Genomic DNA, 26,740 nt, shown 5'->3' with positions numbered 1-26,740 from the left:
TGATTTCTCACCGGGCCTTTTGAAAACAAGCGATTTGCGTCGAGCTTACTCGACCGCTTTCACCATGTCTTCAATCACTTTCTTGGCATCGCCAAACACCATCATGGTTTTGTCCATGTAGAACAACTCGTTGTCCAAACCGGCGTAACCCGCGTTCATTGAACGCTTGTTCACGATAATGGTTTTTGCCTTGTAGGCTTCCAGAATTGGCATGCCTGCAATCGGGCTCTTGGGGTCTTTTGCTGCGGGGTTCACCACATCGTTCGCACCCAGCACCAACACCACGTCGGTTTGTGCAAATTCGCTGTTGATGTCTTCCATCTCAAACACCTGGTCGTAGGGCACTTCAGCCTCAGCCAGCAACACGTTCATGTGGCCAGGCATACGGCCCGCAACTGGGTGAATCGCATACTTCACCGTAACACCCATGTGAGTCAGCTTCTCGCTCAGTTCTTTCAGGGCGTGCTGCGCGCGAGCCACGGCCAAACCGTAACCAGGCACAATCACCACGGTTTCCGCATTGGTCAGCAAGAAGGCCACATCGTCAGACGAGCCACTTTTCACGGTGCGTTGTTGGCCACCACCTGCTGCGCCTGCATCGGCCTCGCCACCAAAACCACCCAGAATCACGTTGAAGAAGGAGCGGTTCATGGCCTTACACATGATGTAAGACAAAATCGCACCGGAAGAACCCACCAGCGAACCCGCCACAATCAACATGCTGTTGTTCAGCGAGAAGCCAATACCTGCTGCCGCCCAGCCAGAGTAGCTGTTCAGCATGGACACCACCACGGGCATGTCGGCACCACCGATTGGAATAATCAGCGTGACACCCAGGATGAAAGCTGCAATCGTCATGATGACAAAGGGCGTCCAGTCTTGCGTAATAGCGAACCAGACACCGCAACCAATCATCACGATGCCAAGAATTGCGTTCAGCTGATGCTGACCCGTGAAACGCACAGGTGCGCCCTGAAACAGGCGGAACTTGTACTTGCCGCTCAACTTGCCAAAAGCGATCACTGAACCCGAGAAGGTAATTGCACCCACAAAGGTACCGATGAACAGCTCGATTTTGTTACCCAGTGGAATGTCGAAATTGCCCTTGGCGGTGATACCAAATGCGTCGGGCTCGGCTACAGCAGCGATCGCAATGGCCACAGCAGCCAAACCAATCATGCTGTGCATGAAAGCCACCAGCTCAGGCATTTTCGTCATTTCGACACGCTTGGCCATGACGGTGCCCAAACCACCGCCCACCACCAAACCAGCCAGTACCCAGCCCAAACCGGTTACGGCCGATTGCCCAGCAATTTCAGCCAGCTTGAAGATAAGGCCGATTGTAGTGGCAATGGCAATTGCCATGCCCACCATACCGAAGGTGTTCCCCAAACGCGAAGTTGTGGGGTGTGAAAGGCCCTTAAGAGCCTGAATGAAACAGATTGACGCCACCAGGTACAACAGCGTCACTGCGTTGAAACTCAATTCCATAAATTTCTCCAGATCGCTGTTGGTTTATTTGTTCTTTTTCTTGAACATTTCAAGCATGCGACGGGTGACCAAAAATCCACCGAACACATTCACAGCGGCCAAGGCCACAGCCAGCACACCCATGAATTTGCCCAGGGGCGTTACGGTCAGCGCGGCTGCCAGCATGGCACCCACGATCACGATTGCGGAAATTGCGTTGGTCACCGCCATCAATGGGGTGTGCAGCGCGGGGGTTACGTTCCAAACCACGTGGTAACCCACGTAAATGGCGAGTACAAAAATAATCAGGTTGACCACGGTGGGGCTAATTGCGTCCATGTTGGCTCCTTCCTTAAGCGTTTTTGCGTTTGAGTTCGCCGCCGGTGCACATCAGGCACGCAGCAACAATATCGTCTTCCATGTCGATCTTGAAGGTGCCTTCGCCGTCGAAAACAAGCTTCAGGAAATCGATCACGTTGCGGGCATACAGCGCAGATGCATCCGCAGCCACCATGGCGGCCAGGTTTGCATAACCCACTATTTTTACGCCGTTGACGTCGACAATTTCGTTCAATTTGGACAAGGGACAATTGCCCCCCTGCTCCACAGCCAAGTCGATCACGACTGAACCGGGCTTCATGGCACGCACGGTGTCTTCGTGCAGCAATGTGGGCGCCTTTCGGCCAGGAATCAATGCCGTGGTAATCACGATGTCGCTTTTGATCGCTTTTTCATGAACGGCAGCAGCCTGACGCTTCATCCAGCTTTCAGGCATGGGGCGGGCATAACCACCCACACCTTGGGCTATTTCGCGCTCTTCATCCGACTCAAAAGGTACATCCACAAACTTTGCACCCAACGATTCCACCTGTTCTTTCGTGGCGGGTCGTACGTCAGATGCTTCAATTACCGCACCCAAACGCTTGGCCGTTGCAATCGCTTGCAAGCCTGCAACACCAACACCCAGAATCAACACGCGAGCGGCTTTGACTGTACCGGCGGCGGTCATCAACATGGGCATAAAACGCTGGTAAACGTTGGCCGCAATCATCACGGCTTTGTAACCGGCAATGTTGGCTTGTGATGACAACACGTCCATGCTTTGCGCGCGAGTAGTGCGTGGCGCGGCTTCCAGCGCAAATGCAGTCAGGCCAGCCTTATTCATGGCTTCCAGGGAAGCATTGTCAAAGGGGTTCAGCATGCCGACCACCACTTGGCCTGCACGGTAAGCAGACAACTCGTTTTCTGCTGGCGCACGCACCTTGAGGATCATGTCGCAGTTGCTGATCACATCCATTGCGCGATCAACAATTGTGGCACCCACATCGCTGTAGGCCTGATCGGTAATCGAGCTGGCAATACCTGCACCTGCTTGAACAAACACTTCGTGTTTTTGAGAAATGAGCTTCTTCACCGTTTCAGGTGTTGCGGCTACACGCGTTTCTCCGGACCTTGTCTCGGCCGGGATTCCGATTTTCATGGAACTTCTCCTTGTGGGAAAGCGCTTTTATTTGATGTTTAGGAACTGCAAATACACTGCTGGTGCGGACTATAGCACGGTAGTATCACCCAATCTAAGGGATAACCACAACCCAGCATCTGACAATAATTCTTGTCAAATGATAATTGAATCGTTTGAAATGGTGTTGAGTTAATGATCTAAGCATCATTTGGCGCAAGGTGAGAAGCGAAGGGCTGCTTCTGAATCAAAAATTCAGCGGCGAGCCTGCTCAATGTGCGCGCACACCAGCTTGGCAGCTTGAATCAGACGGGGGCCATTGCGCACCAAAATATCGTTCGGCAAGGTGTACACCTGGTTGCGCTTTACAGCTGGCATCTGAGGCCAGCTGGCCCATTGCATGACGAAACTTTGATGATCTCGCTCGGAGCCACTTGCCAGCAACACCTCGGGCTTGCGCTTCAGTACCCCTTCCACGCTCACCTGTGCAGCAAGGTTTGGCAAATCAACAAATATGTTTCGCCCGCCACACAGCTCAATCACCTCGGATACTGCATGCTGCCCACCCAAAGTCATCAATGGCTGACTCCACACCTGATAAAACACCGGCACTATTGATCGACCGCCGTACTCGGCTCGCAAAGACTTGAACTGCTGCAACCAATCGTCTATGCGGGAAGCACTTCTCTGTTCTGTGCCCAGCAGGGCAGACAACCTGCGCATAGTGCTAGCCACCTGCTCAATTTTCTTGGGCTCGCTGACAAATACTGGCACACCCGCTTTGCGAAGCTGTGCCACAACTTCCATTGAAATACCTGATTGCCACACCAACACCAAATCGGGTTTGCGGGCGAGAATTGATTCTGCACCGAGCATCCACGGGTTACCTAACTTGGGCAAAGTATTCACGCTTTCCGGAAAATTACTGGAACCATCCACAGCGATAACCTTGCTCATGCCACCCACGAAATCCACAATTTCCGTGAGGTGCGGTGCAAGCACCAGCACTCGCTGGGCTTGCTGTACACACACGGTTTGGTTTGTGTCGTCCTGGACGCAGACAGCAGCCACTGCCTGGCCAGAAAGCCAGGTCAGGCAAACCGCTGCGAGCAAACGAATGCATTTCATGACAATTAAAACTCGGCATTCAGATTAACAAAAAACGCACGACCAATTTCCGGATAAATGCCGTTCGGGCCGAACTGGGTTCGGTAGTATTGCTTGTCCAACACGTTTTGAACTTGGAACACCACACTGTACGAATCAGCACGATATCTCCAGTTCAAATCGAGCACGCCAAAGCCCGGGATCTGCAGATCCGTATTCGCGGCTGAACGTTGATCCGACTGAATATTCAAAATTGCCTCTGTCGACACACTCGATGTCCAGTCATATTCGGTGGCCACCTTCAAATTGTGGGCAGCCACCAGAGGAACACGGCCTCCACTCAGCGAGCCTGATTTAAACTCAGCATCCAAATACTGGTATGCCGCGATCATGCGCAGGTCTTTCCGAATACTGCCATTCCATTTCAGCTCTGCGCCTTGCCTGCGCAGTTCGTCCAAATTGCTGTTCAAACCGTTGATGAACATCGTAGGGTCCACAATGGTCGGGTCGAAAAACAATTCATTGTCCACATCCATCACGAACAGCGTCGAGCTGAACTCACCATTCCACAAACCTGTTTTCAAACCCACTTCAAATTCGTCAGCAATTTGAGGATTCAAAAATGGAACACGTGTGGTGCCAACACCCGCAAACCCGTTTTCATTGGCATTCGGAATTCTGAAACTGCGAGCCAATTTCGAGAACAATGTGAGATTTTCGGCAGCTTTCCATGAAGCGCCTAACTGGTGCGCCACCAGAGAATAATCGCGTGTCTGGCCACTGGCCTTTTGCTGCTCGGAACGCTCGTAACGACTACCCGCGTTGATTCGCAGAACATCATTCACAGTCCAGTCATCTTCAATAAAAATCGCATTGGATTCCAGCGTACCTGCATCGAACCCTCGCAAAGCTGCTTTTTCAATGTCGTAACCAACCCGAATCACATGGGCACCCGTGCTGTGGGGCAGCGTGAAAGTGAGGTAAGGACTGATTTGATCTTGTTCATATTCCGAACGAGCGTCAAAAACGAAGGTACCAAAATCAAACGATCCCAATGCTTCGTGAGTGCGTCGACTTACACGCACACCAGTGCCCCAATTGCCGTAATCCGCCTCACCATAAAACCGGAATGTATTTCGCTCAAAAGAGCCGAAATCATTGGGGCTGTTCGTTTGCTTTGGGTTCTGCTCGAACTGCGCGCGGTTCAATGAACCGGGAAAACGCGACTTGGACCCCTCAGCCGAGAAAGATGCGCCTGCACTGTACACATCGCCTTGCCAATCCAGCGCAAGGCTACCCAAATCGCGGCTGGCTTCGCTGTTGTCGCGGTACCCGTTCGTAAACTCTTTTGATCCGTTGAACACAAGTGAGAAACCATTCGCACCACCGTACAGGGTTGCGCCCAATTCTTTGGTGTCATAGGAACCATAAGATGCAAATACGTCACCACCGAAACCTTCACGCCCCCTGCCTTTTTTAGTGGTAATTCGAATGACACCGCCACTGGCACCGCTGCCATAGGCAACAGAGCTTCCACCGCGAATTACTTCAATGGTTTCAATGCTACTAACAGGTATGCTGCCATAACGCGGCGTAACACCCTCGTTGTCGTTGAGCTTCACGCCATCGACCACAAACACCACGTTGGCCGACGCAGTTTCTCCAAAGCCACGTAAATCAACTGATGCACTGCGACTGCCGTCCAGCGGTGTACGCACATTGACCAAAGCCAGCTTGGAAAGCACGTCACGTACGGTGGTGTAACCAGACTGGCGAATCTGCTCAGCGGTAATCACCGTGGTTGAAAATGGTTGATCTTTTTCTGACACAGCAGTGTGTGTGGAGGACACGAAAACAGGCGGCAGCGCATAAAAGGCCAATTCTTCCTGGGCAAGCGCTGGCGAAGCAGCCAACAAACAAACGATTGGTAATTTTTGAAAACGAATAGACACCTTGAACTCCAGTAAACCGCACCCACCGTGCAGCAATAAATTCACTGGAGAAGACAAAGAACAGGCGAAAGAACAGTGCGCGCAACAAAACCGCGGACAATACGCCAGGGTAAGTTACGGAAAAAAGTTCGATTAGAAGCAATTAGCCGCCTGCGCACTGCCTCCCCGCAGCACCAGTCGCTCGCCTGAATGGGACAGGCTGAACGGTCAAGGCCGGTATCCGGGCTTGTAAGTTTTGATGTGTCGCCTTCCCAGTTGCTGCATTTAGAGCAGCTTTACTACCAGTGGCAAAATGACACACCCGCACTTACTTACCGTTGCGGGGGCAGCGCAGGCTTGAACCTGCTTCCCGTTTAACTGCGCTCAAAAAATGAGCACAAGCACCTTAACCCTGCTATTCTAACGTGTTTTTTAACTCTCAACCCTCGGCGCACCCTGTTTAAGTAGTGCGATTGAAAGCCATGTCAGAAGTCTGGAAACCCAGCGTTACAGTAGCGGCCATTGTTGAACATCAGGGCAAATTCCTGATTGTGGAAGAACACACCACCGATGGCATCAAACTGAACCAACCCGCAGGCCACCTGGACCCAGGTGAAACGCCGCAGTTTGGTGCTGCGCGCGAGGCACTGGAAGAATCGGCCTGGGAAGTAAACCCTGTGGGGTTGTTGGGTATTTACATGAGTCGCTACACCAGCTCACGCACGCTGGAAGATGTCACTTACCTTCGCTTCGCATTTGCAGCCGAGGTGGTTAAACACCACACAGAGCGTGCCCTGGACGACGGCATTATTCGCACCCTGTGGATGACGGTTGAAGAACTGCGCGCCACGCAAGACCAACACCGCAGCCCCTTGGTGATGCGCTGCGTTGAGGATTTCCTGAACTGGAAAGCCGGCAAGCAACCCATCATGCCGCTTGAGCATGTTTACACACATCCCAGCGTACTTGCAGGGCCCATGCCCCCCGGCGTGTCGTAAGCATCATGGCAAAAACAGTAGTTATTGGCATGTCGGGCGGGGTTGACTCCTCAGTGTCGGCATGGCTGCTCAAACAGCAGGGTTACAACGTGATTGGTCTTTTCATGAAAAACTGGGAAGACGATGACGACTCGGAATATTGTTCCAGCCGGCAAGACTGGCTGGACGCGGCCAGCGTTGCCGATGTGGTTGGTGTCGACATTGAAGCGGTCAATTTCGCCAGCGAATACAAAGACCGGGTGTTCTCCGTGTTTCTGGAAGAGTATTCCGCCGGCCGCACGCCCAACCCCGACATTCTGTGCAACAGCGAAATCAAGTTCAAAGCGTTCCTTGATCACGCTTACAGCCTGGGCGCCGATTACATCGCCACTGGGCACTATGCCCGCGTGCGGGAAGTCAACGGTGAATTCCAGCTGCTGAAAGCGGTGGACCACAGCAAAGACCAATCGTATTTTCTGCACCGGCTGAACCAGGCGCAGCTGAGTAAAACCTTGTTTCCGCTCGGTGAAATACAGAAAACCGAAGTGCGGAAAATAGCGCTTGAACTCGGTTTGGCCAACGCCACCAAAAAAGACAGCACTGGCATATGCTTCATTGGCGAGCGCCCTTTTCGCGAGTTTTTAAATCGGTATTTGCCCACTGCACCAGGCCCCATTTTGAATGACGAGGGCCATCAAATTGGCGAGCATGTGGGGCTGAGCTTCTACACACTGGGCCAGCGCAAAGGCATCGGTATTGGTGGCCAGAAAGAAGGCAACGGCGAACCCTGGTTTGTGGCCCGTAAGGATCTGAAAAACAACACGCTGTATGTGGTGCAAGGCCATGACCACCCTTGGTTGCACCAGAAAGTGCTGGCAGCCGAACAGGCCCATTACATTTCAGGCCAGGCGCCTTCAGAAACACACATGGCTTGCAAGGCGCGCTATCGCCAGGAAGACTCGGCTTGTGACTTCCAATTGACCAATCAAGGCTTCGAGTTGAACTTCATGGAAAGCCAGTTTGCAGTGACACCCGGGCAAAGCGCAGTGCTTTACCAGGGTGATGTGTGCCTAGGTGGCGGAGTTATTGCCAGTTACTGAGGTTTGGTGTCCTCAAAGCTTGGGCGACAGGCAATGCGTTCGGAATATTCATTCAATTCCGGATACAACTCGCGCCATTTCAGTTCAGGCATGCGGAAATCCAGGTAGAACAATGCACAACCAACCGTGATGTCCGCCAGGCTGAATTGCTCGGTCAGGTAAAAACCGGGGGTGGTCTTAATGCGGTGGGAAACCCAGGCCAAGCCGTTGTGAATTTTCTGGGTTTGACGATCAATCAATGCCTGGCTTACTTTGTCACCTTCATGGAATTTCTTCTCCAGAATAATATCAACAGCGGCCTGGCTAATACCCTGCCCCAAAGACTCCATGGTGCGAACCAAGGCACGCATATTGGGGTTTGTTGGCAACAAGGGCACTGTTGGCATCATGTATTCAAGCGTGCCTGAGATTACCAAAGAATCGAATACAGTCTGGCCACCATCCAAAATCAAACAAGGCACTTTGCCCAGCGGATTGTGGTCGGCGATGCGGGTATTTTCATCCCACACATTTTCCAGAACAAACTCGTACGGAATTTCTTTTTCTTGAAGCTGAACGCGAATTTTGCGCACGAAGGGGCTAGTCAGGGATCCCACTAGTTTCATCACAGTTCTCCTAAATACAATCCTGGATGAGATTGCGTCTTGTTTTTTACGACCTGAAAGTGTCTAACAGTTTTACAAATTGAACAAGCAGAATTCCAAAATACCACCGCGGACACCATTCTGTCCAAACAGTTTCCAGTGAGACAGGTTACAATACAAGGCTTTGAAAAACCTCAATTTTTACCACCCGCATGATCTCTTCAGACTCTTTAAGCACCTTAACCGCAATCAGCCCGCTTGACGGCCGTTACCAGTCCAAAGTGGCCAACTTGCGCCCATTGCTCTCTGAAGCGGGGTTCATGCACCACCGCGTGATCGTAGAAATCGAATGGCTCAAGGCACTGGCCAATGCGGGCTTTTCTGAGCTCCCTGCCTTCTCCGCAACAGCTTTGGCAAAACTTGAAGCCATCAAAACCGAATTTTCAGAAGCAGATGCCCAACGCATCAAGGAATTCGAAGCGACCACCAACCATGATGTCAAGGCTGTTGAATACTTTATTAAAGAAAAGTTTCAAGCCGATGAAGAACTGAAAAAATCAGCGGAGTTTGTTCACTTCGCTTGCACGTCTGAAGACATCAACAACATGAGCCATGCACTCATGTTGAAAGCAACGCGTGAACAAGTGATTTTGCCGACACTGGACCGCATGGTGACCACCCTGCGCAATTACGCCCACCAGTTTGCAGACCTTCCGATGATGTGCCGCACCCATGGCCAGCCAGCCAGCCCCAGCACCATGGGCAAAGAATTTGCCAACGTGGTACACCGGTTGGAGCGCGCCATCGCCGCGATCAAAGCAGTCGAGCTGCCGGCCAAAATGAACGGTGCCGTGGGCAACTTCAACGCTCACCTGTCAGCCTACCCCGATTTTGACTGGGAAAGGCTCAGCCGTGATTTGATTGAAAGCCTGGGGCTTACCTTCAACCCTTACACCATTCAAATTGAACCACACGACGGCATTGCTGCGCTGATGGATGCAATTGCCCGCACCAACACCATTCTGATCGACTTGAGCCGCGACATTTGGGGCTACATTTCCCTGGGCTACTTCAAACAAAAGCTGAAAGCAGGTGAAGTGGGATCATCCACCATGCCGCACAAAGTGAACCCCATCGACTTCGAAAATGCAGAAGGCAACCTGGGCATGGCCAACGCGGTGTTGAAACACCTGGCGGAGAAACTGCCAGTTTCACGCTGGCAAAGGGACCTGACCGACTCTACCGTGCTGCGCAACTTGGGCGTGGGCATAGGCTATGCGGTGTTGGCCTATGAAAGCTGCCTGCGTGGCCTGGGCAAACTGGAGGTGAATGAAGCAGCCATCGCCGCCGACATCGACAACGCCTGGGAATTGCTCGCAGAACCAGTACAAACCGTGATGCGTCGTTACGGCCTGCCCAACCCGTACGAACAGTTGAAAGAACTGACCCGCGGCAAGGGCATTACACAAGAAGGATTGAAGCAATTCATCGCCCAGCTTGATCTGCCCGAAGCGGAAAAAACACGCCTGCTGGCCATGACTCCCGCAAGCTACATCGGCAAAGCCGCCGAGCTGGCCAAGCGCATTTGACAATCACCCCCGGGGCAAACGACCACCGTTTGTAAGTACCCTGCCTCGGGGATGATCAGCACGAAATACCCACGCATACTCAAGCACATAGAGTCATTTTTGGTGTTTGACCATGCGTGCAGGCCTCGGATTTACCTTGATTGAACTGACATTTGCAATCGCAATTGTCGGTGTACTCGCAACGCTAAGCTATGCTGGGTATGAATCTTCTTGGGAGAAGTCCAACTTTCGTTCCATGCGGGAGTTTGGCGTAGAGTTGGCATTAAGCCAGCAACTGCACAGGCAACGTTACGGACGCTACGCGCAGGGTGTCTCAAGCAATGGCGCACCGAATGCAAACCGCTTGGTTCTTCCTTCATCAGCCAAATACAGCGTGGTGGTCTCGAACTCCAACTTTCGGGGTTATCGCGCAGAAGTTACCCCCAGCGCGAGCGCGCCACTGAAGCTGCCCGAGGCCTGCCGAATCCTGATTGTTGAAAGTGACATGGGCATTCAACGTTTTGGCGCCCGGTCTGCCTCTAATCAAAACACATCTGAAAGGTGTGTTCCACATGGCTAAGGCAGACAACGGTTTCACCTTAATCGAAATAGTGGTTGGCTTGGCCGTGGTAGGCGTGTTGGCCGTTTCTGTAATCCCGAGTATGAACTCGGTGTTGAACAAACAAACGCTGAAGGTCAAGGTATCCCGGCTGGACACGTATGTGGACCAAGCGCGCAATTTGGCTGCAATCACCGAATGCCCGGTTCAAATGAACCTGCAACCCGCCAGCGCGGCGGTGAATCTGAATGTGACTGTTCAACACGATCCGTTCCTGAAGGGTTGTAGCGCGTGGTACGCACAAACCAGCAGCCAAAACAATCGCGGATTTTCAGCCACCTTGAATGACGTCACCTTGGCAGGTGCGGTGCGCCTGAATTTCAATGCGGTGTCGGGTGTGCTCGACACACAAAACCAAACACGCCTGACTCTGAACTACCGTGACAGGCGCGCACAGATCACCTTCTTGGGTATCGGCAACGGGGTGGTGAGCTATGACTGACAAAACCTGGCGTTGTCACGGCGCATCCACAGTCAGCCTTTTGATTGGCATGGCCTTGTTGGCGATCAGCATTACCGGCGCACTGAAATTAATGGGTGTCAGCATGCGCGCACAAAACGATTTGAATACCGAAAAGCTGGTGGATCAGGTTAATCGGATTGGTGAAATTATCACGGTTCACCTGAACCGGGGTGGCAGTTACCAAAACCCGGATGTCGAGGCCAAAGGCATACAGCTGTGCAGCTTGCAAAACCAGGCGGCCCAATGCAACGGATACCAACCCACCAGCCAAAACTTTTGTCTGAGTATTCCCACCCGGGTCAGTCGCAGCGGAAATGACGTGATTAACTTAACCGGCTTTCGTCTGCTCAATGGCGTGCTGGCTCAAAGGGAACTGAACGGCGTCAATATGGCGCAATTTGACCATGGCGCATTTTGCAACAACAGCCCGGACTGGCGTGATTTAAACAACAAGCACGACTTTGAATTCACCAACATTCGGTTTTGCAGATTTCAAGCCAACACACCGAACCAAGTCACTGCTTACTACGAACAGAATTGCAACTCGGTGATAGAGAACAACCCCGAATCCAATATGTTCTGGATTGCAATGTTCAAAGCCAAAATTGGCAACAACCTGACCGAGGGGCAGTATGAAGAAGCGAGAGTTATTCACCTGCTGAACACAACGCGGGTAAGGGTTGGATCATGAAAAAGCGGCGCAACTCGCACGATAAATTACAAACCGGTGCACTTGGCGTGTTTGTATGTGTGGTGTTGGTGATTGTGTTCGGGCTGATCAGCCTGCAAAACATCACCACCACAAGCCTGGATCTTTATCTGTCCAACTCCAAACAGCATATTGAAGAGGCGCGCCAGTTGGCCTATGCCGGCCTTCGACATTACACCCACAATTTTGGCAACGATGCGGCCATTCAGCAGCTAATCGACTCTCACCGTGGAGATAACCGGATTATAGGTGAATGCTCATTCACGGTGGCTTTGCCTGAAACATTGAGCCCACAAGTGCAATTGGCCAGTCCGAACACCCCCGACGACACCCGGCAGGACATTGTAATCCGCGGCATTGTAGTGCCATACAACTGCGACCATGCCATTTCAGATGAAAACTACCGCGCCACTTTCGAAATTGTTGCCAGCGTGAATTGTTCAGGGAGTGACGGGGTGGAATCGGGTTGCGTCAAACGCTCATTTGTGTTCAATCGCGAAGACAGCAACGGTCTGCCTTACAATCCTATCCAAACTCCACCACCTCCGCCGCCACCGCCAAGGCCACCCGACCCCAATCCGCCGCCGCCACCGCCACCAGCGCCGCCGGTGCAACACCCACCTCCTTCAGAGCCACCGCCCCGGGAAGAACCCAGGCCGCCACCTCCGAAATCAAAAGGCAAACATGAAGTTGGATTCTAGAAAAAACGGATTCTCAATGGTCGACGCATTGATCGCCATTCTGGTGCTGTCCATTGGTTTGGTGCTGTATGCCAAAAACTGGACAGCCAACTATGGCGCCAAGAATTCGACCCATGTGCGTTCAATCGCTGCAACCCAAGTCGCAGAGATTGGCAATGTATTGCTGGCCAATATTTCCGACCTGGACAGGGACACGCCACGCGGACAAATCATCGCCCGCATGCAGCAGTTCTCGGGGAGGCTGGAAGATCACTTGAACAGTTACGCGGGAGCCAGGGGCTACGAATGCACCAACAATGGACCAAGGGCCTTGGGTGCACCCAACAACGCAATTAACCTGAGCCAGGCCACATTGCCGCGCGCATGGGCGCAGGGTGCGGCGTCGTGTGTCAGCATTCGGCCCTTACCCAATTTGAACACCCAGACCAACGGCGTTTGGGTGCACATCGAGGCCAGATGGATTGACGCGCACACACGAGACAACCAGACAGAAAATGTCAGCGTGTACACCTTGGTTAGTCCGCTTTGAGGCTACTTTGAATACAGCTGGGGACCCAGACGGTGATTCAGGCGATCACTAACAAACGCGTGAATGACTGCAAATTGCTCATCGTTCAGCGACTTTAAGGCAAAGCCATAAGTTGATGAGGAGGGGCCAGAGTCACGCGGTTTTGAGACCACCTCGGCATCGCATTCAATCAAATACTTGCGATCATCCAGAATGATTTGAAACGCAATCGAGATGGATTGCCCTATTTTGAAAGATACCGCCTTGGCAAACAACAGTTCAAGCCCCCCAGTTGAAATATTATCGATTACAGCAGTGATCGATTCGACTGAACCACTTTGACTGCCATTCAAACGAATGGTGGCAGGCAAATCGCAATTCACACGCCTGGCGCGGCGAATGGCCTGCGACTCCAGATGAGTTTCATGGGGCCATGACATCACAATCAGCGGGTGCGGCGACAGCAACACCTTTTCAATCATTGAACTGAAGCGGTAAATGGACAAACCATAGGTGGCCTGGAATTCCCAAACCTGCCCTTCTTTGGCAAATACACATTTGCCATCCCGCATGGGGTGCGTGATCAAAATGGCGGCTTGAGGGATGCTACCGATTAAACGAACATGGAAAGGGTCTTTGGATTGCCCAGGCGCAGACATTTTCAGTTGGCTGCCCGTCTCGAAGGGATCTTCAAACGCCTGTTTCGCGGAAAGCATTCTGGGCAAGGCGTTTGGATCAATTTGGGGCTTGCCCGGTTGAATCACAAACTTGTTGGCCCACCGGGGGTTATGGTACAAGCCCTTGGCGGCCAGTTCATCAAGCTGTTTCTGGCTATTAACCGCCTGGCCTTCAGCCAACAGCAGTACACCGCTTCTGTCAAAGATTGCGAATGGCAGCGCCTTGCCTATTTCAATGTCGCCTTTGGCCAAAGGCGAAAGGTCTTTGGGATTGTCCACGCTGCCTCGCTTACTAACCCCGTTTTACGGGGTCTCAAATTCTTTGTCTTTTTTCACAGGCTTCACCAAGTCTTCCCTGGTCAGGCCCAGCCACATCAACAGGGGGCTGGCCACCAACACTGAGGAATATATGCCAAAGCAAATACCAATGGTCAGCGCCAAGGCAAAACCGTGCAAGGTAGGACCACCAAAAAACAACATCGAGCACACCATGATCTGGGTAGAACCGTGGGTAATGATGGTGCGTGAAATTGTTCGGGTAATTGCGTTGTCGATGGTCTCTTCAACGGTCATTTTTCGGACTTTCTTGAATGTTTCGCGAATTCGATCGAATACCACCACCGATTCGTTCACTGAATAACCCAAAACAGCCAATATCGCTGCCAGCACCGCCAGGGAAAACTCCCAACCGAAGAAGGCAAAAAAACCGAGAATGATGACCACGTCGTGCAAGTTGGCCACAATGGCTGAAACCGCAAACTTCCATTCGAAGCGAAGGGCCAGGTAGATCATGATGCCGATGATCACCACCATCAAGGCAATCACACCGTTCTCGGCCAACTCCCGACCAACTTGTGGGCCAACAAACTCAACTCGCATTAGCTGCACGTTTGGGCCACCCAAATTTAACACCTGCTCGGTGAGTGCCTGTTGATTCAGCTTGCCTTCGGTGCCCAATACGCCCGATTGCAAATCTTTCACAGCCAAACGAACCAGCACATCGCGCGCTGTACCGAAGTTTTGAACCTGCGGTTCATCAATTCCGGTGGCACGCAAACCTTCGCGAATTTTCTCGAGTTCGGCAGGCTGGGAATAACGGGCTTCAACCAGTACACCACCGGTGAATTCAACGCTCAAATTCAAGCCTTTCGTGGACAGAAAAAACACCGCTGCCGCAAAAGTCAGGAACGAGATAATGTTGAAAATTTTGGCATGCCGCATGAACGGAATGTCGTTTTTGATTCTGAATAGTTCCATTTTGCTTTTAGTTCACTTGGTTCGGTTGGTGTGGGTCACGCTTTTTTAGCGACAGCAGTGTCATCACTTGGACGCCAAATTTGCCCGATACTGACAGAGTCCAGTTTCTTTTTACGGCCATACCACAGGTTGACTACACCACGGGACACCACAACCGCACTGAAAATCGAGGTCAAAATACCCAGACAATGCACCACTGCAAAACCACGCACAGGGCCTGAGCCAAAAATCAGCAAAGCCAAACCGGCAATCAAGGTGGTAATGTTCGAATCCAGAATGGTGGCCCATGCTCGCTCGTAACCTGCAGCAATTGCTTGCTGCGGCTGCGCGCCGTCACGAAGTTCTTCGCGAATACGCTCGTTGATCAGCACGTTGGCGTCAATCGCCATACCCAGGGTAAGCGCAATCGCTGCAATACCTGGCAATGTCAGGGTGGCCTGCAACACCGACAACAAGGCAAACAACAACATCACGTTGACCGCCAGTGCAAACACTGAAAACACACCAAACAACAAGTAGTACACGATCATGAATGCGCCCAGCACAACAAAGCCATACAGGGTTGAGTTAATACCCTTGTCAATGTTGTCAGCACCCAGGCTAGGGCCAATGGTGCGCTCTTCAATGATGTCCATGGGTGCAGCAAGCGAACCCGCACGCAGCAACAGGGCCAGGTCAGCCGACTCAACCGTATTCATGCTGCCTGAGATTTGCACGCGGCCACCGCCAATTTCACCGCGAATGACCGGCGCGGTGACAACCTCGCCCTTGCCTTTCTCGATCAGCACAATCGCCATGCGCTTGCCAATACTTTCAGCAGTTACGTTACGGAAAATACGGGAACCCTGGCTGTCCAGCGTCAAATGCACCGCAGGTTCCTGGGTTTGATTGTCAAAGCCGGCTTGCGCATCGGTCAGGTTGTCGCCAGTCAAAATCACTTCCGATTTCAGCAACAAATCGCGGCCACCACGCTCGGTGTAACGCTCCAGGCCAAAAGGAACAATACCGCTGGCCAGGGCAGACTGGGCCTCCGGGCTGTCATCCACCATGCGAACTTCCAGCGTCGCAGTGCGGCCCAGAATGTCTTTGGCCTTCGCCGTGTCTTGCACACCCGGCAACTGCACCACAATGCGGTCCGCACCCTGGCGTTGAATCACGGGTTCGGCCACACCCAATTCGTTAATTCGGTTGTGCAATGTAGTGATGTTTTGGCGCAAGGCGTACTCGCGCGCCTGCTGTTCAATTTCTGGCGCCAACGTCGCTACAAGCGCAAATTCAGTGCTGTTTTCAGGAGTGGCAAGCTGCAAGTCCGGGTATTCCTTGGCCAGGGCAGCCTGCGCCTTGTTGCGGGCTTCTGCATCGCGGAAGGTCAGGTTAAAACCAGCGGGCGTGCGGGGCGCGCTGGCATACCGCAAATCTTCTTCGCGCAAGGTTTGCTTGGCGCTGGCCAGCAAGGCGTCCTTGCGTTTTTCAAGTGCAGCATCCATGTCCACTTGCAACAGGAAATGCACACCACCCCGCAAATCGAGACCCAGGTACATGGGCAATGCATTGATGTTGGTCAGCCAGTCAGGTGAGCGCGACAACAAATTCAGGGCAACAATGTAATCGGGGTCTGCCGGGTCTGGGTTAAGCTGGCTTTGAAGAAAGTCTCTCGCCTTTAATTGCTCTTCAGACGAGTTGAACCTTAATTTCAGAGTTCCGCCGCCCAGTGTTTCTTCGAAAAATACCCCATCGGGCTTGACGCCTTGCGCCTCAAGCTGACTGGACAATCGGTCAGCCAGATCGGGTGATAATTTCAAGGTGGACTTGCCACTTGAAACCTGCACAGCGGGCGCTTCACCATAAAAATTGGGCAGGGTGTACAACACACCCAGCACCAACACAATGGCGATCATCAGGTACTTCCAGACAGGGTATCGATTCATGACAGCAAAATTAACGTGTTTCTTTCAGGGTGCCGCGAGGCAGCAGGCTTTGCACAGCAGCGCGTTGCAGCACAACTTCAACAGGCTTGTCACCCATTTCGGCCACTTCCAGCGTGATGTACGATTCGTTGATTTTGCTGATCTTGCCCAGCAAACCACCCGAGGCAATTACTTCATCGCCTTTTTGCAGGGCTTCAACCATGGCTTTGTGTTCTTTCTGGCGCTTCATTTGGGGACGAATGGCCAAGAAATAAAGTACGCCAAACATCAAAATGAGGGGCAGGAAGCTTAAAAGGCCACTTTCCGGGCCAGCGGCTGCGGATTGCGCAAACGCGGATGAAATCACAGTCATCTCCTTAAAGTTGTGATGGGTTCGCGCCGAGTATACAACGCTTGACACTTAAAATTCAGACCAAAAGGCTTGACTTGGGTTCCACTTAAAGATTCACTTAGCGATTGTGGGAACAATAAAAATAGGCTTTGATCTATGTCGAGCAAGATAGAACAGGCAACCTTGGGCGGGGGTTGTTTCTGGTGCACGGAAGCTGTTTTCCGGCAACTCAAAGGAATCGAGTTGTGCGAATCGGGCTACAGCGGGGGAAGCGACCCCAACCCCAACTATGACAAGGTGTGTGGCGGCAAAACCGGCCATGCCGAGGTAATCCGGCTGCACTACGATCCGGAACTCATCTCATTCCGGAAAATATTGGCAGTTTTTTTCGCCATTCACGACCCCACCACCTTGAACCGACAAGGCAACGATGTGGGCACGCAGTACCGCTCGGTTATTTTCTTTCACACGCCCGAGCAACGCGACACAGCCGTGGCTTTTGTTGAAGACCTGGAAAAACGGAAAATTTTCCGCGACAAGGTAGTGACCGAGATTTCGCCCTTGCTGAATTATTTTCCGGCCGAGAAATACCACCAGGAATACTTCGAGAACAACCCGATGCAACCTTACTGCGCCTATGTGGTGGCCCCAAAGGTTGAGAAGGCTGAAGACCTGTTTGGTGATCTGTTCAAGCGCTAAGTTTTAAGAACCAGGTTTGCTGCGCTTATCGACCGCGTGCGCAATGGCCCACGCGGTCATTTGCATGCCCATGGTGGCGGTTACTGCAACCACTGAACCGTAACCTGCGCAATTCAGCCCAGCCGCGGGCTCACAAGCATCGCTGCGCTTGACCTGCTCCGCTGAATAGAAAACCGACACGCCCAATTTTTTCTTGGGGTCCTTGGCATACCCGTGTTCGCGGCGCAAGGTGTACCGCACCTTGGCCAGCAAAGGGTCGTTGGTGGTGTCGCGCAAATCGGCAGGTTGCACAAGCCAGGGTTTGGTTTTTCCGCCCGCGCTGCCAGACAGCACCACGGCAAGGTTTAAACGCTTGGCCCAAGTCACCATGGCCACCTTCGCCCGCACATTGTCGCAACAGTCCAATACAACTTTGCATTCGCCAGCCGCAGCAGCAAATTCAGTCAATAGGGCCTGTGCATTGTCAGGCTCCAGGAACGCATCCACCAAAGTAATTTGGCACTGCGGGAAATAGCCATGAATATGATCGGCCAAAGCCTTGATTTTTTCCCGCCCCAAGGTGGCATCAGTGGCCTGAATTTGCCGATTGATGTTGCTTTCAGCAACATGGTCCATATCAACCAGCGTAATGTGGCCAACCCCACTGCGAGCCAAGGCCTCAGCAGCCCAGGAACCCACGCCACCCACACCCACCACCATGGCATGAACGCGCTGATTGAGAAACGCATGTGTGCCATCACCGTACAGGCGACTTATTCCGCCAAAACGTCGATTCAGATCCGGATGCTCGTCCATCGGCTCAACCATTAACGCGCTTCCAGATCCACGATACTGACAGCCACTTCTCGCGTGTCGTCACCCCGCATCACCAGCAAATTGGCAGTACCGCCTACGCCAATAGCCTCAAGCGCTTTCGACAGCTGCAACACATTGGCCACTGGCTTGCGGTCGACGGCGATAATAATGTCGCCCACCACACCAGCCTGCAAATCAAACGGTTTCAAACCCGCTTGGGCGGCGGGCGAACCTGGCTCAACGCCCATGACTGCGATGCCGCGAATACCCAGGCGGCGGGCCAGCGACTCATCCGCCACTGCAATGCCAATACCGGGGCGGGGCAAGGTACCGCGCTCGATTAGTTGCGGCACAATTTCATTGACCAAATCCACAGGAATTGCAAAGCCTACACCAGCGGAGGAGCCGCTTTGAGAGAGAATGGCGGTGTTGACACCGATCAAACGCCCGGCAGAATCCAGCAAGGGGCCTCCTGAGTTGCCAGGGTTGATCGCTGCATCGGTTTGTATGACGTCAGGAATTTCACGCCCGTTGCTCACAGGCAAAGTACGCCCCAAGGCACTGACAATGCCGGCAGTGAGCGTTTTGGACAAACCGAAGGGGTTGCCAATCGCAAACACAGACTGCCCCACCAGCAAGTCGCCAGAGGTGCCCACAGGGATGGGCCGCAGGTTGGCAGGCTTGTTCACCAGCCGGATCACCGCGAGATCGTATGAGGGTGCAATACCCACAAGACGCGCCGGTAAAGGCTCGGAATCATCAAGCTGCACACGAATACGACTGGCGCCCTCCACCACATGGGCATTGGTCACAATGTGGCCGGCATCGTCCCAAATAAAGCCTGAGCCTGTGCCTTCCGCCACTCGCCTGAAAAACAGTTGGCCCTGCACGCTTTCCGTAAAAATGTAAGCCACGGACGCCTTGGACACCTCGAAGAGCTCAACCACGCTTTTTTCGCCTGCGGCGAGATCTCCCCGCGCCTCCACCACACGTGGCGTGACATTTTCGGGGCGGCTGGTGAACAGGTTTTCGATACTAGACTGGTTGTACAGCACGTACAGCAAAGCCACAAACAACACAAAGGCAAGCAATGCAGTGGCTGAGGCACCGCGTTGATTCTGGTTCGGTTTCACGAATTGGGATCCTGCTGGTTAACTTCTGGATTCGGGTTGAATTGAAAACGCAGCGCCACAGCGCTCGATTCAATCGGCAGCAATTTCAACGTGCAAGTGCGTTGACCCGTGGACGTGGTTTTGTCACGGCGCAGCCTTGTGCGCGCAGCAATCAGGGTGTCGGGGTCTACTTCGGGCACTGCCCAACTGGCCTGGTGAATCAGCTCGCCTTTGCTTTCTTGCAAGCCTTTCGCAAGCAGGTCCATGTCATTGCTGTGCAACAGGCCAATGCCTTGCTCACCTTCAATCAACACCCTGCCCTGTTCATCTTGATACATGCCCAAAGGCCAACACACCAAGCCGGTGTGGGTGCTCAACATCAAAGCGCCGTGTTCCAGCGGGTGAATTCGATACACCCAAGGCGTGTACGCCAGGTGCACATAAGCCTTTTGAGGGCCATTCTGAAAATAGTAGCGGCCATCGGCCTCACGGCCGTAATTGCGCGCCATGAAATTCAAGATTCGCGGGTGACTGATTGTTAACCCTTCTGGCACTGGCCCGGTCAGCAGCCAGTCGCCCTGCATGTTTAACTTGAGCCACCCGGCAATAGCCGGCACGTTGGGCCAGCGCGCCAGTGCTTTTTCTACAAGGTCATCCACCACTTGCTCCTGTTTGCTTTGCAGAGTGCTGTGCAAAGAAAGCATCGCATTGCTTGGGCAACCAGTCCAGCCCCAAACGCAAGCTGCGACCATTGGCAAAGCCCACATGGCCACCATGCTCTGTAAAAAGGCACTTCACCTGCGAAGAAACTTCATGGTGTGCCGGCAAATGTTGACCACTCATGAAGGGATCATTTTTTGCGTGAATCATCAAGGTGGGCACCGCAATATGTTTCAGCAGCGGCTTGGCCGAGGACACAGCGTAATAATGCTCGGCATCCCGAAAGCCGTGCCAAGGGGCGGTAACGCGGTTGTCGAAATCAAAGAAGTCTTTGCAATTGGCAATGTCTTCAGCCTTTCCCAATTCCGGAAAGCGCTTGACCTTATCAATTGACTTTGGCACCAAAGTACTCAAAAACATGCGGGTATAAACCAGGTTGAAACCTTTGGCCAGCGACACAGCCCCAGCCAGCAAATCGACAGGCGCACTCACCGACACCGCTGAACTGACCACCTCTTGCGCCTGCTTTTCCTGCTCACCCAGCCACTTCAACAACACATTGCCACCCAGTGAAACACCAGTCACATGCATGTGCTCAACGGCTGGCAACTGTTCACGCAGGCGGCGCAGTATCCAGTCCATTTCAGGAGAATCGCCCGAATGATAGGCACGCGGCATCCAATTGTTTTCGCCGGAACACCCCCGAAAGTGCACAACCACACCCAAAGCCCCCGCCATGCGAGCCTGGTTCATTACCGCAAGGCTGTAGTGACTGCGGGAGCAACCCTCCAGGCCGTGAAACAACACCCACAACGTTTGGTGTTTTGCTGCCTGTTCAGGAGGCTCAGTGAAGTCGAGGTCGATGAAATCGCCATCGGGTGTATTCCAGCGCACACGGTGATAATGCACGCTGGGTTTGTTGGCCCAACGTGCAGCCATGATGGTTTGGGAATGGCCCTCGGGAAGCCACCAGGGCGGGCGGTACACCATACTGCCTCAGCCTGATTAATGCAGCGTAGGCTGCGGATCGAAGTCGGACAGGTCGTCCTCGACCATTTCTTCAGAATCCATGGCAGGGCTTGCGTGATGCATCACGATTTTCCAGCCGTTCGGCCCCTTGTGATACACATTGGTCGCATTCACCTGCACGACATGAGGCTCACCCCGCGAGCTGCTCATCATCACTTGTTCAACAATGTTGTGTACCGACACCATCACGCCTTCCACACGGTGCACAGGCACCACACGAATTTGCAGAGCGCCCGCTGAAAGAATTTCCTTCCACGAGTCGCGCACGTCGTGATAGCCCTCCACACGGGGGCCGCCAGGGTGAATGCACACCACATGTTCATCGTCAGCCCAAAGATCCATTAGGGCTTCAAGATCGGCCGCTTCAAGTGCCTCGTAAAAGGCTTGCTCGATGTCTTGCGGTGAAGAATGAATAACTTTGGCTCGGGACATTCAACGCACTCCGATAGGTATTAATGTGTTTTGAATGACATTTTTGAGGCAACTCACTGAAACACCACGGTTTTTGATCCATTCAAAACCACACGGTGTTCACAATGCCATTTCACCGCACGGGCCAACACCATACACTCGGTGTCACGTCCTCGGGCGGTCAACTCTTCTGGGGTTAAAGAATGGTCAACGCGTGCTACATCTTGTTCAATAATCGGGCCTTCGTCCAGATCTGAGGTCACATAGTGCGCCGTGGCACCAATCAACTTGACACCCCGATCAAAGGCTTGCTGGTAGGGCTTGGCACCCTTGAAGCTGGGCAAGAAACTGTGGTGAATATTGATCACCCGACCCAGCATATCGCGGCACAATTCCGGCGACAAAATTTGCATGTAGCGGGCCAGCACCACCAGGTCAATTTTCTCGCGCTCAATGATTTGGCGAATCTGTGTTTCCTGAAGCTCCTTGGCCTCATGCTTGACAGGCAGGTGGTAAAACGGCACACCGTACGAAGCGGCCAGCAGGGCAAAATCCTGATGATTGGAAACAATGGCCGGAATTTCACAGGGCAGCTGACCACTTTTCCAGCGAAACAGAAGATCGTTCAGGCAATGACCGAACTTGGATACCATCAGCAGCACGCGAGGCTTTACACGGGCATCAAAAAACTGGTATTTCATGGCGAAGGGCTCTGCCACCTTCGCGAAATTGGCCTGCAATTCGACTTCGGTCAGCTTGCTTTCAAGCGGCAATGAAAAATGCACACGCAGGAAAAAAAGATTGGTGGACTCGTCGCCAAATTGGGCAGAGTCAAGAATGTTGCACTGTTGGTCAAACAAAAATTTGCTGACGTTGTACACAATGCCCGTGGTGTCGGGGCAAGAAATTGTCAGGATGTAATCACGCATGGTAAGGCCAGGGTGCGTTGAAAATGGGCTTGTAAGATCATACTCCCTGAGAAGCAGGCACCAGCTGTTCCAACACCATTTTCGGGTCGAGCTTTTTCAGGCAATTGGTGTGGCCCAGTGGGCACTCCCGCTGAAAACAGGGGCTGCACTCCAGATTGAGGTAATACACTTTGGCCCTGCTGCTCAAGGGCGGTGTGTGGTGCGGGCTGCTGGAACCAAACACCGCATGCACCTGCACGTTTAACGCAGCAGCCACATGCATCAAGCCCGAATCGTTGGTCAGCAACTGGCTAGCCGCCGACATCAGGGCCACAGCCTGCGCCAAACTGGTTTTACCTGCCAGGCTAAAGGCACGGGTTTGTAAATCCAAAGGCATCAGGCCAAGAATTTCCCCGCAAAAACCAGAGTCTTTGGGCCCACCGAACAGCACAGCCTTCTGTGAAGGGTTGCGCAGTAAAAACCCGGTCGCCACTTCAGCGAAATGCCCGGCTGGCCAGCGCTTGGCGGGACCGAACTCGGCACCGGGCGCAATGGCCAAAAAACCGGGCTGAAGGCCAAACTCGGTGCATGCTTCGGTGCGCATCCCCGCTTCAACATGCAACACCGGAAACTCAAGCACATCGGCGAAATAGGCTCCAAGTTGGCCGTACCACTCGATCATGGGAGGCTTGGCTTTTTTGGAGGGCTTGGGCAAGGGATGCGTAAGCACCGCTGTGCGCAGCTCTCCGCTATAGCCCACCCGTTTTGGAATGCCTGCAAACCAGGGCACCAAAGCTGATTTCAGGGAATTGGGCAAAACCACCGCCATGTCAAAACCACGACCGGCCAGCGAAGCACCCACTTGTTTGCGCAAGCGCCACTGTAATTTTCCATGGGAAAAAGGTTCAACCTGCACAGCTCGGACAGCGTGGCTAAACTGGTACACAGGCGCAGTGACCGGTGGGGCTAGAACATGGATTTCGCAGGGTCTGCCGTCAGCAAACCGCAGGGTGTTGTCTTGATGCAAGGCTTGAATCAGCGACAGGCTCATGACCGCATCGCCAATCCAATTGGGCGCAACAATTAAAACCTTCAATGTGCGTGTACTTTTGCACCAGGCTTCAAGGTGTACACCGTGCCGCAATAAGGGCAGGTGGCCTTGCCTGTTTTGGTCACATCCAGGTACACCTTGGGGTGTGTGTTCCACACCGGCATGGCCGGGTTGGGACAAAACGCAGGCAGCTGGTCGCCATCAAGTTGCACAGTTTCGTGTTTTGCTTTTTTATCACTGATCATGATGCTTTACACCCGGGTCAGCCAGTGTTCATATTTTTCATTTCGACCGTACACCACGTCGAAATAACGCTTCTGCAATTCCTCGGTAATTGGGCCGCGTGTGCCAGCACCGATGGTTCGGTTGTCCAGTTCGCGTACGGGCGTTACTTCAGCCGCCGTGCCAGTGAAGAAGCACTCGTCAGCGATGTAAATGTCATCACGGGTCAAGCGCTTGCTTTTCACCTCCATACCCATTTCCCGGGCCAGGGAAATAATGGTTGAGCGGGTAATTCCGACCAGGGCCGAGGCAATTTCAGGCTCGTAAATGCAGCCGTCTTTAATCACGAATACGTTTTCGCCAGCGCCTTCAGCCACAAAACCGTCCACATCCAGTAACAGGGCTTCATCGTATCCGTCTTGCACAGCTTCAGTGTTGGCCAGAATTGAGTTGGCATACGTGGCCGCAAACTTGGCACGCGCCATGGTCACGTTCACATGGTGACGGGCGTAAGACGATGTTTTAACCCGAATGCCTTTCTGCAGACCTTCTTCGCCCAGGTAAGCGCCCCAAGGCCAGGCAGCAATTGCCACGTGGGTTACAGCACCCTTGGGCGATACGCCCATTTTCTCAGAGCCGTAAAAGGCAATTGGGCGGATGTAACAAGAGTCCAGGTTGTTGGCGCGCACCACGTCGCAACAGGCGTCCATGATCTGCTCGCGGGTGTAGGGCATGTTCATGCGGTAAATGTGGGCCGAATTGAACAGGCGATCGGTGTGCTCTTTCAACCTGAAAATGGCAGGGCCTTTGTCTGTTTTGTAAGCACGCTCGCCTTCAAACACAGACAAACCATAATGCAAACTGTGGGTGAGCACGTGAATTTGAGCTTCACGCCACGGCACGAGTTTGCCGTCAAACCAGATAAAGCCATCGCGATCGGCCATTGACATGCTGAATTCTCCGAAATTCCAAGATTTACCAAACCGACATATTCTACAACCCAACAAGCACCGATTTGGGCTTACCACGTTGACTCGGTGAAGAATGAACCACTATAGTGCAATCAACCACTCTAAAAAAAGAAGTACACCTATGAAGCAATGTCTGGCGAATGCTCAACCCCGTTGGACGCGTAGAAAACAAGAGCGCCCACAAGAACTACTCGATGCCGCACTGACCATTTTCAGCGAAAAAGGATTCGCTGGAGCCCGCCTTGAAGACGTGGCCAAAAGCGCAGGCGTCAGCAAAGGCACGGTTTATCTGTATTACTCCAACAAGGAAGAACTACTGAAAGCCGTGGTGAAAGAACATGTTTCACCCATTGTGGAAGAGGCAAAAAGCCTGCTGGAACCCGACAAAAGCTCGGCCACACTGATTCGTGAAGCCATCCACCTGTGGTGGTTGAAATACGGCTCTACCAAATTAAGCAGCATCACAAAAATTGTACTGTCCGAGGCCAATGCATTTCCCGAGCTGGCTCGCTTTTTCTATGACGAAGTGGTTCGCCCGTGGTGGGACTACCTTGAATCCGTGCTGAAACGTGGCATTTCCCGCGGAGAATTCACAGACATTGACACCGAGTACGCTGCCCAAGTGCTGTGCGCACCGCTGGTTACCCTTGGATTGTGGAAACGAACCATGGATGGTTGCTGCGGCGTGGAAACCAACCCCATGCGCTACATTGAAGCGCACATTCAAATGGTGCTGAATGGTTTGACCTGCCCGCACACATCGCGTGTTGCGTAAAATTTGCTAAAATAGCGAGTTACCCATTATCCCCACGCGAGAACCCGCCATGGACTTCGAGAAAGCCCGCTTCAACATGATTGAACAACAAATCCGCCCTTGGAACGTGTTGAACCAGAAGGTGCTTGATTTGCTTGAAATGATCAAACGCGAGAATTTTGTGTGTACCGGGCTTGAAAAACTAGCCTTCACCGATTGTGACTTGCCGATCCGGGTGAATGGCGCCGACACAGGCGAGGCCATGTTCAGCCCAAAAATGGAAGCTCGCATTCTTCAGGAACTTGAGTTGGGTACGCATGAAAAGGTGCTGGAAATTGGCACTGGCACGGGCTATATGGCTGCGCTGATGGCACAACAGTGTGCCCATGTCACCACCATTGAGTTGAACCCGGCCATTGCCGAACTGGCCCGCAGCAACTTGAAAAAAAACGGGATTACCCGCGTGAAAGTGCTTGAAGGCTGTGGATTCCAGTTGGCGCCAACGCTCGGCCAGTTTGACGTCATCGTGCTGTCTGGTTCCACACCCATCATGCCCGCCGGCTTGCTTGAAGCGGTCAACCCACTTGGACGCCTGATGGCCGTGATTGGTCAGGCACCGGCCATGCAGTTGGTGTTGGCCCGCAAGTCGCGCGATGGCCAACTGATTACCACACCTTTGTTTGAAACCATGACCAAGGTGTTAATCAACGCACCCAAGGCCAACGAATTCGTATTCTAA

30 protein-coding genes and 1 riboswitch are annotated in these 26,740 nt (G+C 52.9%); of the genes, 11 read left to right on the top strand and 19 right to left on the bottom strand.

The annotated features are described in order from the left end of the window. Nucleotides 1-45 precede the first annotated feature (45 nt). The 5 genes from HKT17_RS02550 to HKT17_RS02530 all read right to left on the bottom strand — a co-directional run bounded on the left by HKT17_RS02550 (nt 46) and on the right by HKT17_RS02530 (nt 5,988). Nucleotides 46-1,491: an NAD(P)(+) transhydrogenase (Re/Si-specific) subunit beta gene (locus HKT17_RS02550; RefSeq protein ID WP_105028185.1), complete on the bottom strand. Its 1,446-nt coding sequence runs from the start codon at nt 1,489-1,491 to the stop codon at nt 46-48. Nucleotides 1,492-1,515: 24 nt separating this feature from the next. Beyond that, nucleotides 1,516-1,809 carry an NAD(P) transhydrogenase subunit alpha part 2 gene (locus HKT17_RS02545; RefSeq protein ID WP_008249635.1) on the bottom strand — a complete coding sequence of 98 codons (294 nt, stop codon included), beginning with the start codon at nt 1,807-1,809 and terminating at the stop codon, nt 1,516-1,518. 13 nt (nt 1,810-1,822) lie between these two features. Next, complete coding sequence (locus HKT17_RS02540) at nt 1,823-2,950, bottom strand: Re/Si-specific NAD(P)(+) transhydrogenase subunit alpha (protein WP_008249634.1); 1,128 nt, start codon at nt 2,948-2,950, stop codon at nt 1,823-1,825. Between the two features lie 234 nt (nt 2,951-3,184). Continuing rightward, the gene (locus tag HKT17_RS02535) at nt 3,185-4,057 is read right to left on the bottom strand and encodes an ABC transporter substrate-binding protein (RefSeq protein ID WP_171097586.1); all 873 of its coding nucleotides are present in this window, start codon (nt 4,055-4,057) and stop codon (nt 3,185-3,187) included. A 5-nt stretch (nt 4,058-4,062) separates the two neighbouring features. After that, the gene (locus HKT17_RS02530; protein ID WP_156799582.1) at nt 4,063-5,988 is read right to left on the bottom strand and encodes a TonB-dependent receptor; all 1,926 of its coding nucleotides are present in this window, start codon (nt 5,986-5,988) and stop codon (nt 4,063-4,065) included. A 194-nt stretch (nt 5,989-6,182) separates the two neighbouring features. After that, nucleotides 6,183-6,391: riboswitch (cobalamin riboswitch) on the bottom strand. 58 nt (nt 6,392-6,449) lie between these two features. Here HKT17_RS02530 and HKT17_RS02525 point away from each other — a divergent pair. Then, complete coding sequence (locus HKT17_RS02525; protein WP_168426890.1) at nt 6,450-6,965, top strand: NUDIX hydrolase; 516 nt, start codon at nt 6,450-6,452, stop codon at nt 6,963-6,965. 5 nt (nt 6,966-6,970) lie between these two features. Further along, the gene (gene mnmA / locus HKT17_RS02520) at nt 6,971-8,044 is read left to right on the top strand and encodes a tRNA 2-thiouridine(34) synthase MnmA (protein WP_371815424.1); all 1,074 of its coding nucleotides are present in this window, start codon (nt 6,971-6,973) and stop codon (nt 8,042-8,044) included. On the opposite strand, the gene HKT17_RS02515 is transcribed toward mnmA, so the two are convergent. After that, nucleotides 8,038-8,649 (bottom strand): glutathione S-transferase C-terminal domain-containing protein, encoded by a 612-nt coding sequence (locus HKT17_RS02515; RefSeq protein WP_171097584.1) that lies wholly within the window; start codon nt 8,647-8,649, stop codon nt 8,038-8,040. The genes mnmA and HKT17_RS02515 overlap by 7 nt on opposite strands. Before the next feature lie 191 nt (nt 8,650-8,840). Between HKT17_RS02515 and purB the strand changes: the two genes are divergently transcribed. The 6 genes from purB (at nt 8,841) to HKT17_RS02485 (ending at nt 13,217) form a co-directional block, all read left to right on the top strand. Then, nucleotides 8,841-10,217 (top strand): adenylosuccinate lyase, encoded by a 1,377-nt coding sequence (gene purB / locus HKT17_RS02510; RefSeq protein ID WP_171097582.1) that lies wholly within the window; start codon nt 8,841-8,843, stop codon nt 10,215-10,217. Between the two features lie 112 nt (nt 10,218-10,329). Then, nucleotides 10,330-10,776: a type IV pilin protein gene (locus tag HKT17_RS02505; RefSeq protein WP_105028177.1), complete on the top strand. Its 447-nt coding sequence runs from the start codon at nt 10,330-10,332 to the stop codon at nt 10,774-10,776. Then, entirely contained in the window at nt 10,769-11,257 is a 489-nt protein-coding gene (locus HKT17_RS02500; RefSeq protein ID WP_105028176.1) for a prepilin-type N-terminal cleavage/methylation domain-containing protein, read from the top strand. The genes HKT17_RS02505 and HKT17_RS02500 overlap by 8 nt, the downstream gene beginning before the upstream one ends. Beyond that, a complete protein-coding gene (locus HKT17_RS02495; protein ID WP_171097579.1) occupies nt 11,250-11,969 on the top strand; it encodes a PulJ/GspJ family protein in 720 nt (239 codons plus the stop codon). Before HKT17_RS02500 ends, HKT17_RS02495 begins: the two co-directional genes overlap by 8 nt. Beyond that, nucleotides 11,966-12,688 carry a hypothetical protein gene (locus tag HKT17_RS15480; protein ID WP_205882479.1) on the top strand — a complete coding sequence of 241 codons (723 nt, stop codon included), beginning with the start codon at nt 11,966-11,968 and terminating at the stop codon, nt 12,686-12,688. The genes HKT17_RS02495 and HKT17_RS15480 overlap by 4 nt, the downstream gene beginning before the upstream one ends. Before the next feature lie 16 nt (nt 12,689-12,704). After that, nucleotides 12,705-13,217 (top strand): hypothetical protein, encoded by a 513-nt coding sequence (locus tag HKT17_RS02485; RefSeq protein ID WP_105028173.1) that lies wholly within the window; start codon nt 12,705-12,707, stop codon nt 13,215-13,217. Nucleotides 13,218-13,219: 2 nt separating this feature from the next. Here the strand turns inward: HKT17_RS02485 and HKT17_RS02480 are convergent, their stop codons facing one another. Genes HKT17_RS02480 through yajC form a run of 4 tightly spaced genes read right to left on the bottom strand, consistent with a single transcriptional unit; the run spans nt 13,220 to nt 17,410 of the window. Next, nucleotides 13,220-14,152, bottom strand: coding sequence for a flagellar brake protein (locus tag HKT17_RS02480; RefSeq protein ID WP_171097577.1), 933 nt, complete (start codon nt 14,150-14,152; stop codon nt 13,220-13,222). A gap of 24 nt (nt 14,153-14,176) precedes the next feature. Continuing rightward, nucleotides 14,177-15,130, bottom strand: a complete 954-nt coding sequence (secF, locus tag HKT17_RS02475) for a protein translocase subunit SecF (RefSeq protein WP_105028171.1) — start codon at nt 15,128-15,130, stop codon at nt 14,177-14,179. A gap of 35 nt (nt 15,131-15,165) precedes the next feature. After that, entirely contained in the window at nt 15,166-17,058 is a 1,893-nt protein-coding gene (gene secD / locus HKT17_RS02470; protein ID WP_171097576.1) for a protein translocase subunit SecD, read from the bottom strand. Nucleotides 17,059-17,068: 10 nt separating this feature from the next. Continuing rightward, nucleotides 17,069-17,410: a preprotein translocase subunit YajC gene (gene yajC / locus HKT17_RS02465; protein ID WP_008249612.1), complete on the bottom strand. Its 342-nt coding sequence runs from the start codon at nt 17,408-17,410 to the stop codon at nt 17,069-17,071. A gap of 135 nt (nt 17,411-17,545) precedes the next feature. On the opposite strand from yajC, the gene msrA reads away from it, so the two are divergent. Beyond that, nucleotides 17,546-18,088, top strand: coding sequence for a peptide-methionine (S)-S-oxide reductase MsrA (gene msrA, locus HKT17_RS02460; protein ID WP_138517172.1), 543 nt, complete (start codon nt 17,546-17,548; stop codon nt 18,086-18,088). A gap of 3 nt (nt 18,089-18,091) precedes the next feature. On the opposite strand, the gene HKT17_RS02455 is transcribed toward msrA, so the two are convergent. From HKT17_RS02455 to HKT17_RS02415, 9 genes are read right to left on the bottom strand one after another with little or no spacing between them, the layout of a single operon-like run. After that, complete coding sequence (locus tag HKT17_RS02455; protein WP_240965886.1) at nt 18,092-18,895, bottom strand: tRNA threonylcarbamoyladenosine dehydratase; 804 nt, start codon at nt 18,893-18,895, stop codon at nt 18,092-18,094. Beyond that, nucleotides 18,895-20,016 carry a S1C family serine protease gene (locus HKT17_RS02450; protein WP_171097573.1) on the bottom strand — a complete coding sequence of 374 codons (1,122 nt, stop codon included), beginning with the start codon at nt 20,014-20,016 and terminating at the stop codon, nt 18,895-18,897. The genes HKT17_RS02455 and HKT17_RS02450 overlap by 1 nt, the downstream gene beginning before the upstream one ends. Continuing rightward, nucleotides 20,013-20,654, bottom strand: a complete 642-nt coding sequence (locus HKT17_RS02445; RefSeq protein WP_171097571.1) for a DUF2946 family protein — start codon at nt 20,652-20,654, stop codon at nt 20,013-20,015. The genes HKT17_RS02450 and HKT17_RS02445 overlap by 4 nt, the downstream gene beginning before the upstream one ends. Further along, nucleotides 20,647-21,645 (bottom strand): hydrolase, encoded by a 999-nt coding sequence (locus tag HKT17_RS02440; protein WP_171097569.1) that lies wholly within the window; start codon nt 21,643-21,645, stop codon nt 20,647-20,649. The genes HKT17_RS02445 and HKT17_RS02440 overlap by 8 nt, the downstream gene beginning before the upstream one ends. 15 nt (nt 21,646-21,660) lie before the next feature. Next, entirely contained in the window at nt 21,661-22,116 is a 456-nt protein-coding gene (locus HKT17_RS02435) for a YybH family protein (RefSeq protein WP_008249605.1), read from the bottom strand. A gap of 53 nt (nt 22,117-22,169) precedes the next feature. Beyond that, nucleotides 22,170-23,024, bottom strand: coding sequence for a formyltetrahydrofolate deformylase (gene purU, locus HKT17_RS02430; RefSeq protein ID WP_171097568.1), 855 nt, complete (start codon nt 23,022-23,024; stop codon nt 22,170-22,172). A gap of 37 nt (nt 23,025-23,061) precedes the next feature. Then, nucleotides 23,062-24,099, bottom strand: coding sequence for a lipopolysaccharide heptosyltransferase II (waaF, locus tag HKT17_RS02425; RefSeq protein ID WP_256367107.1), 1,038 nt, complete (start codon nt 24,097-24,099; stop codon nt 23,062-23,064). Next, entirely contained in the window at nt 24,096-24,299 is a 204-nt protein-coding gene (locus HKT17_RS02420; RefSeq protein ID WP_008249601.1) for a zinc-finger domain-containing protein, read from the bottom strand. Before HKT17_RS02420 ends, waaF begins: the two co-directional genes overlap by 4 nt. Before the next feature lie 6 nt (nt 24,300-24,305). Then, nucleotides 24,306-25,226, bottom strand: a complete 921-nt coding sequence (locus HKT17_RS02415) for a branched-chain amino acid transaminase (protein ID WP_171097564.1) — start codon at nt 25,224-25,226, stop codon at nt 24,306-24,308. 142 nt (nt 25,227-25,368) lie between these two features. Here HKT17_RS02415 and HKT17_RS02410 point away from each other — a divergent pair, with 142 nt between their 5' ends. Together HKT17_RS02410 and HKT17_RS02405 are read left to right on the top strand one after the other, a co-directional pair. Continuing rightward, nucleotides 25,369-26,022 (top strand): TetR/AcrR family transcriptional regulator, encoded by a 654-nt coding sequence (locus HKT17_RS02410; RefSeq protein ID WP_171097562.1) that lies wholly within the window; start codon nt 25,369-25,371, stop codon nt 26,020-26,022. A 49-nt stretch (nt 26,023-26,071) separates the two neighbouring features. Continuing rightward, nucleotides 26,072-26,740 (top strand): protein-L-isoaspartate O-methyltransferase family protein, encoded by a 669-nt coding sequence (locus tag HKT17_RS02405; RefSeq protein ID WP_171097560.1) that lies wholly within the window; start codon nt 26,072-26,074, stop codon nt 26,738-26,740.

This window comes from Limnobacter sp. SAORIC-580 (genome assembly GCF_013004065.1).
Classification (GTDB): Bacteria; Pseudomonadota; Gammaproteobacteria; order Burkholderiales; family Burkholderiaceae_B; genus Limnobacter; species Limnobacter profundi.
Note: the sequence above shows the minus strand (reverse complement) of the source record. Positions and strands in the feature narration are given on the sequence as shown.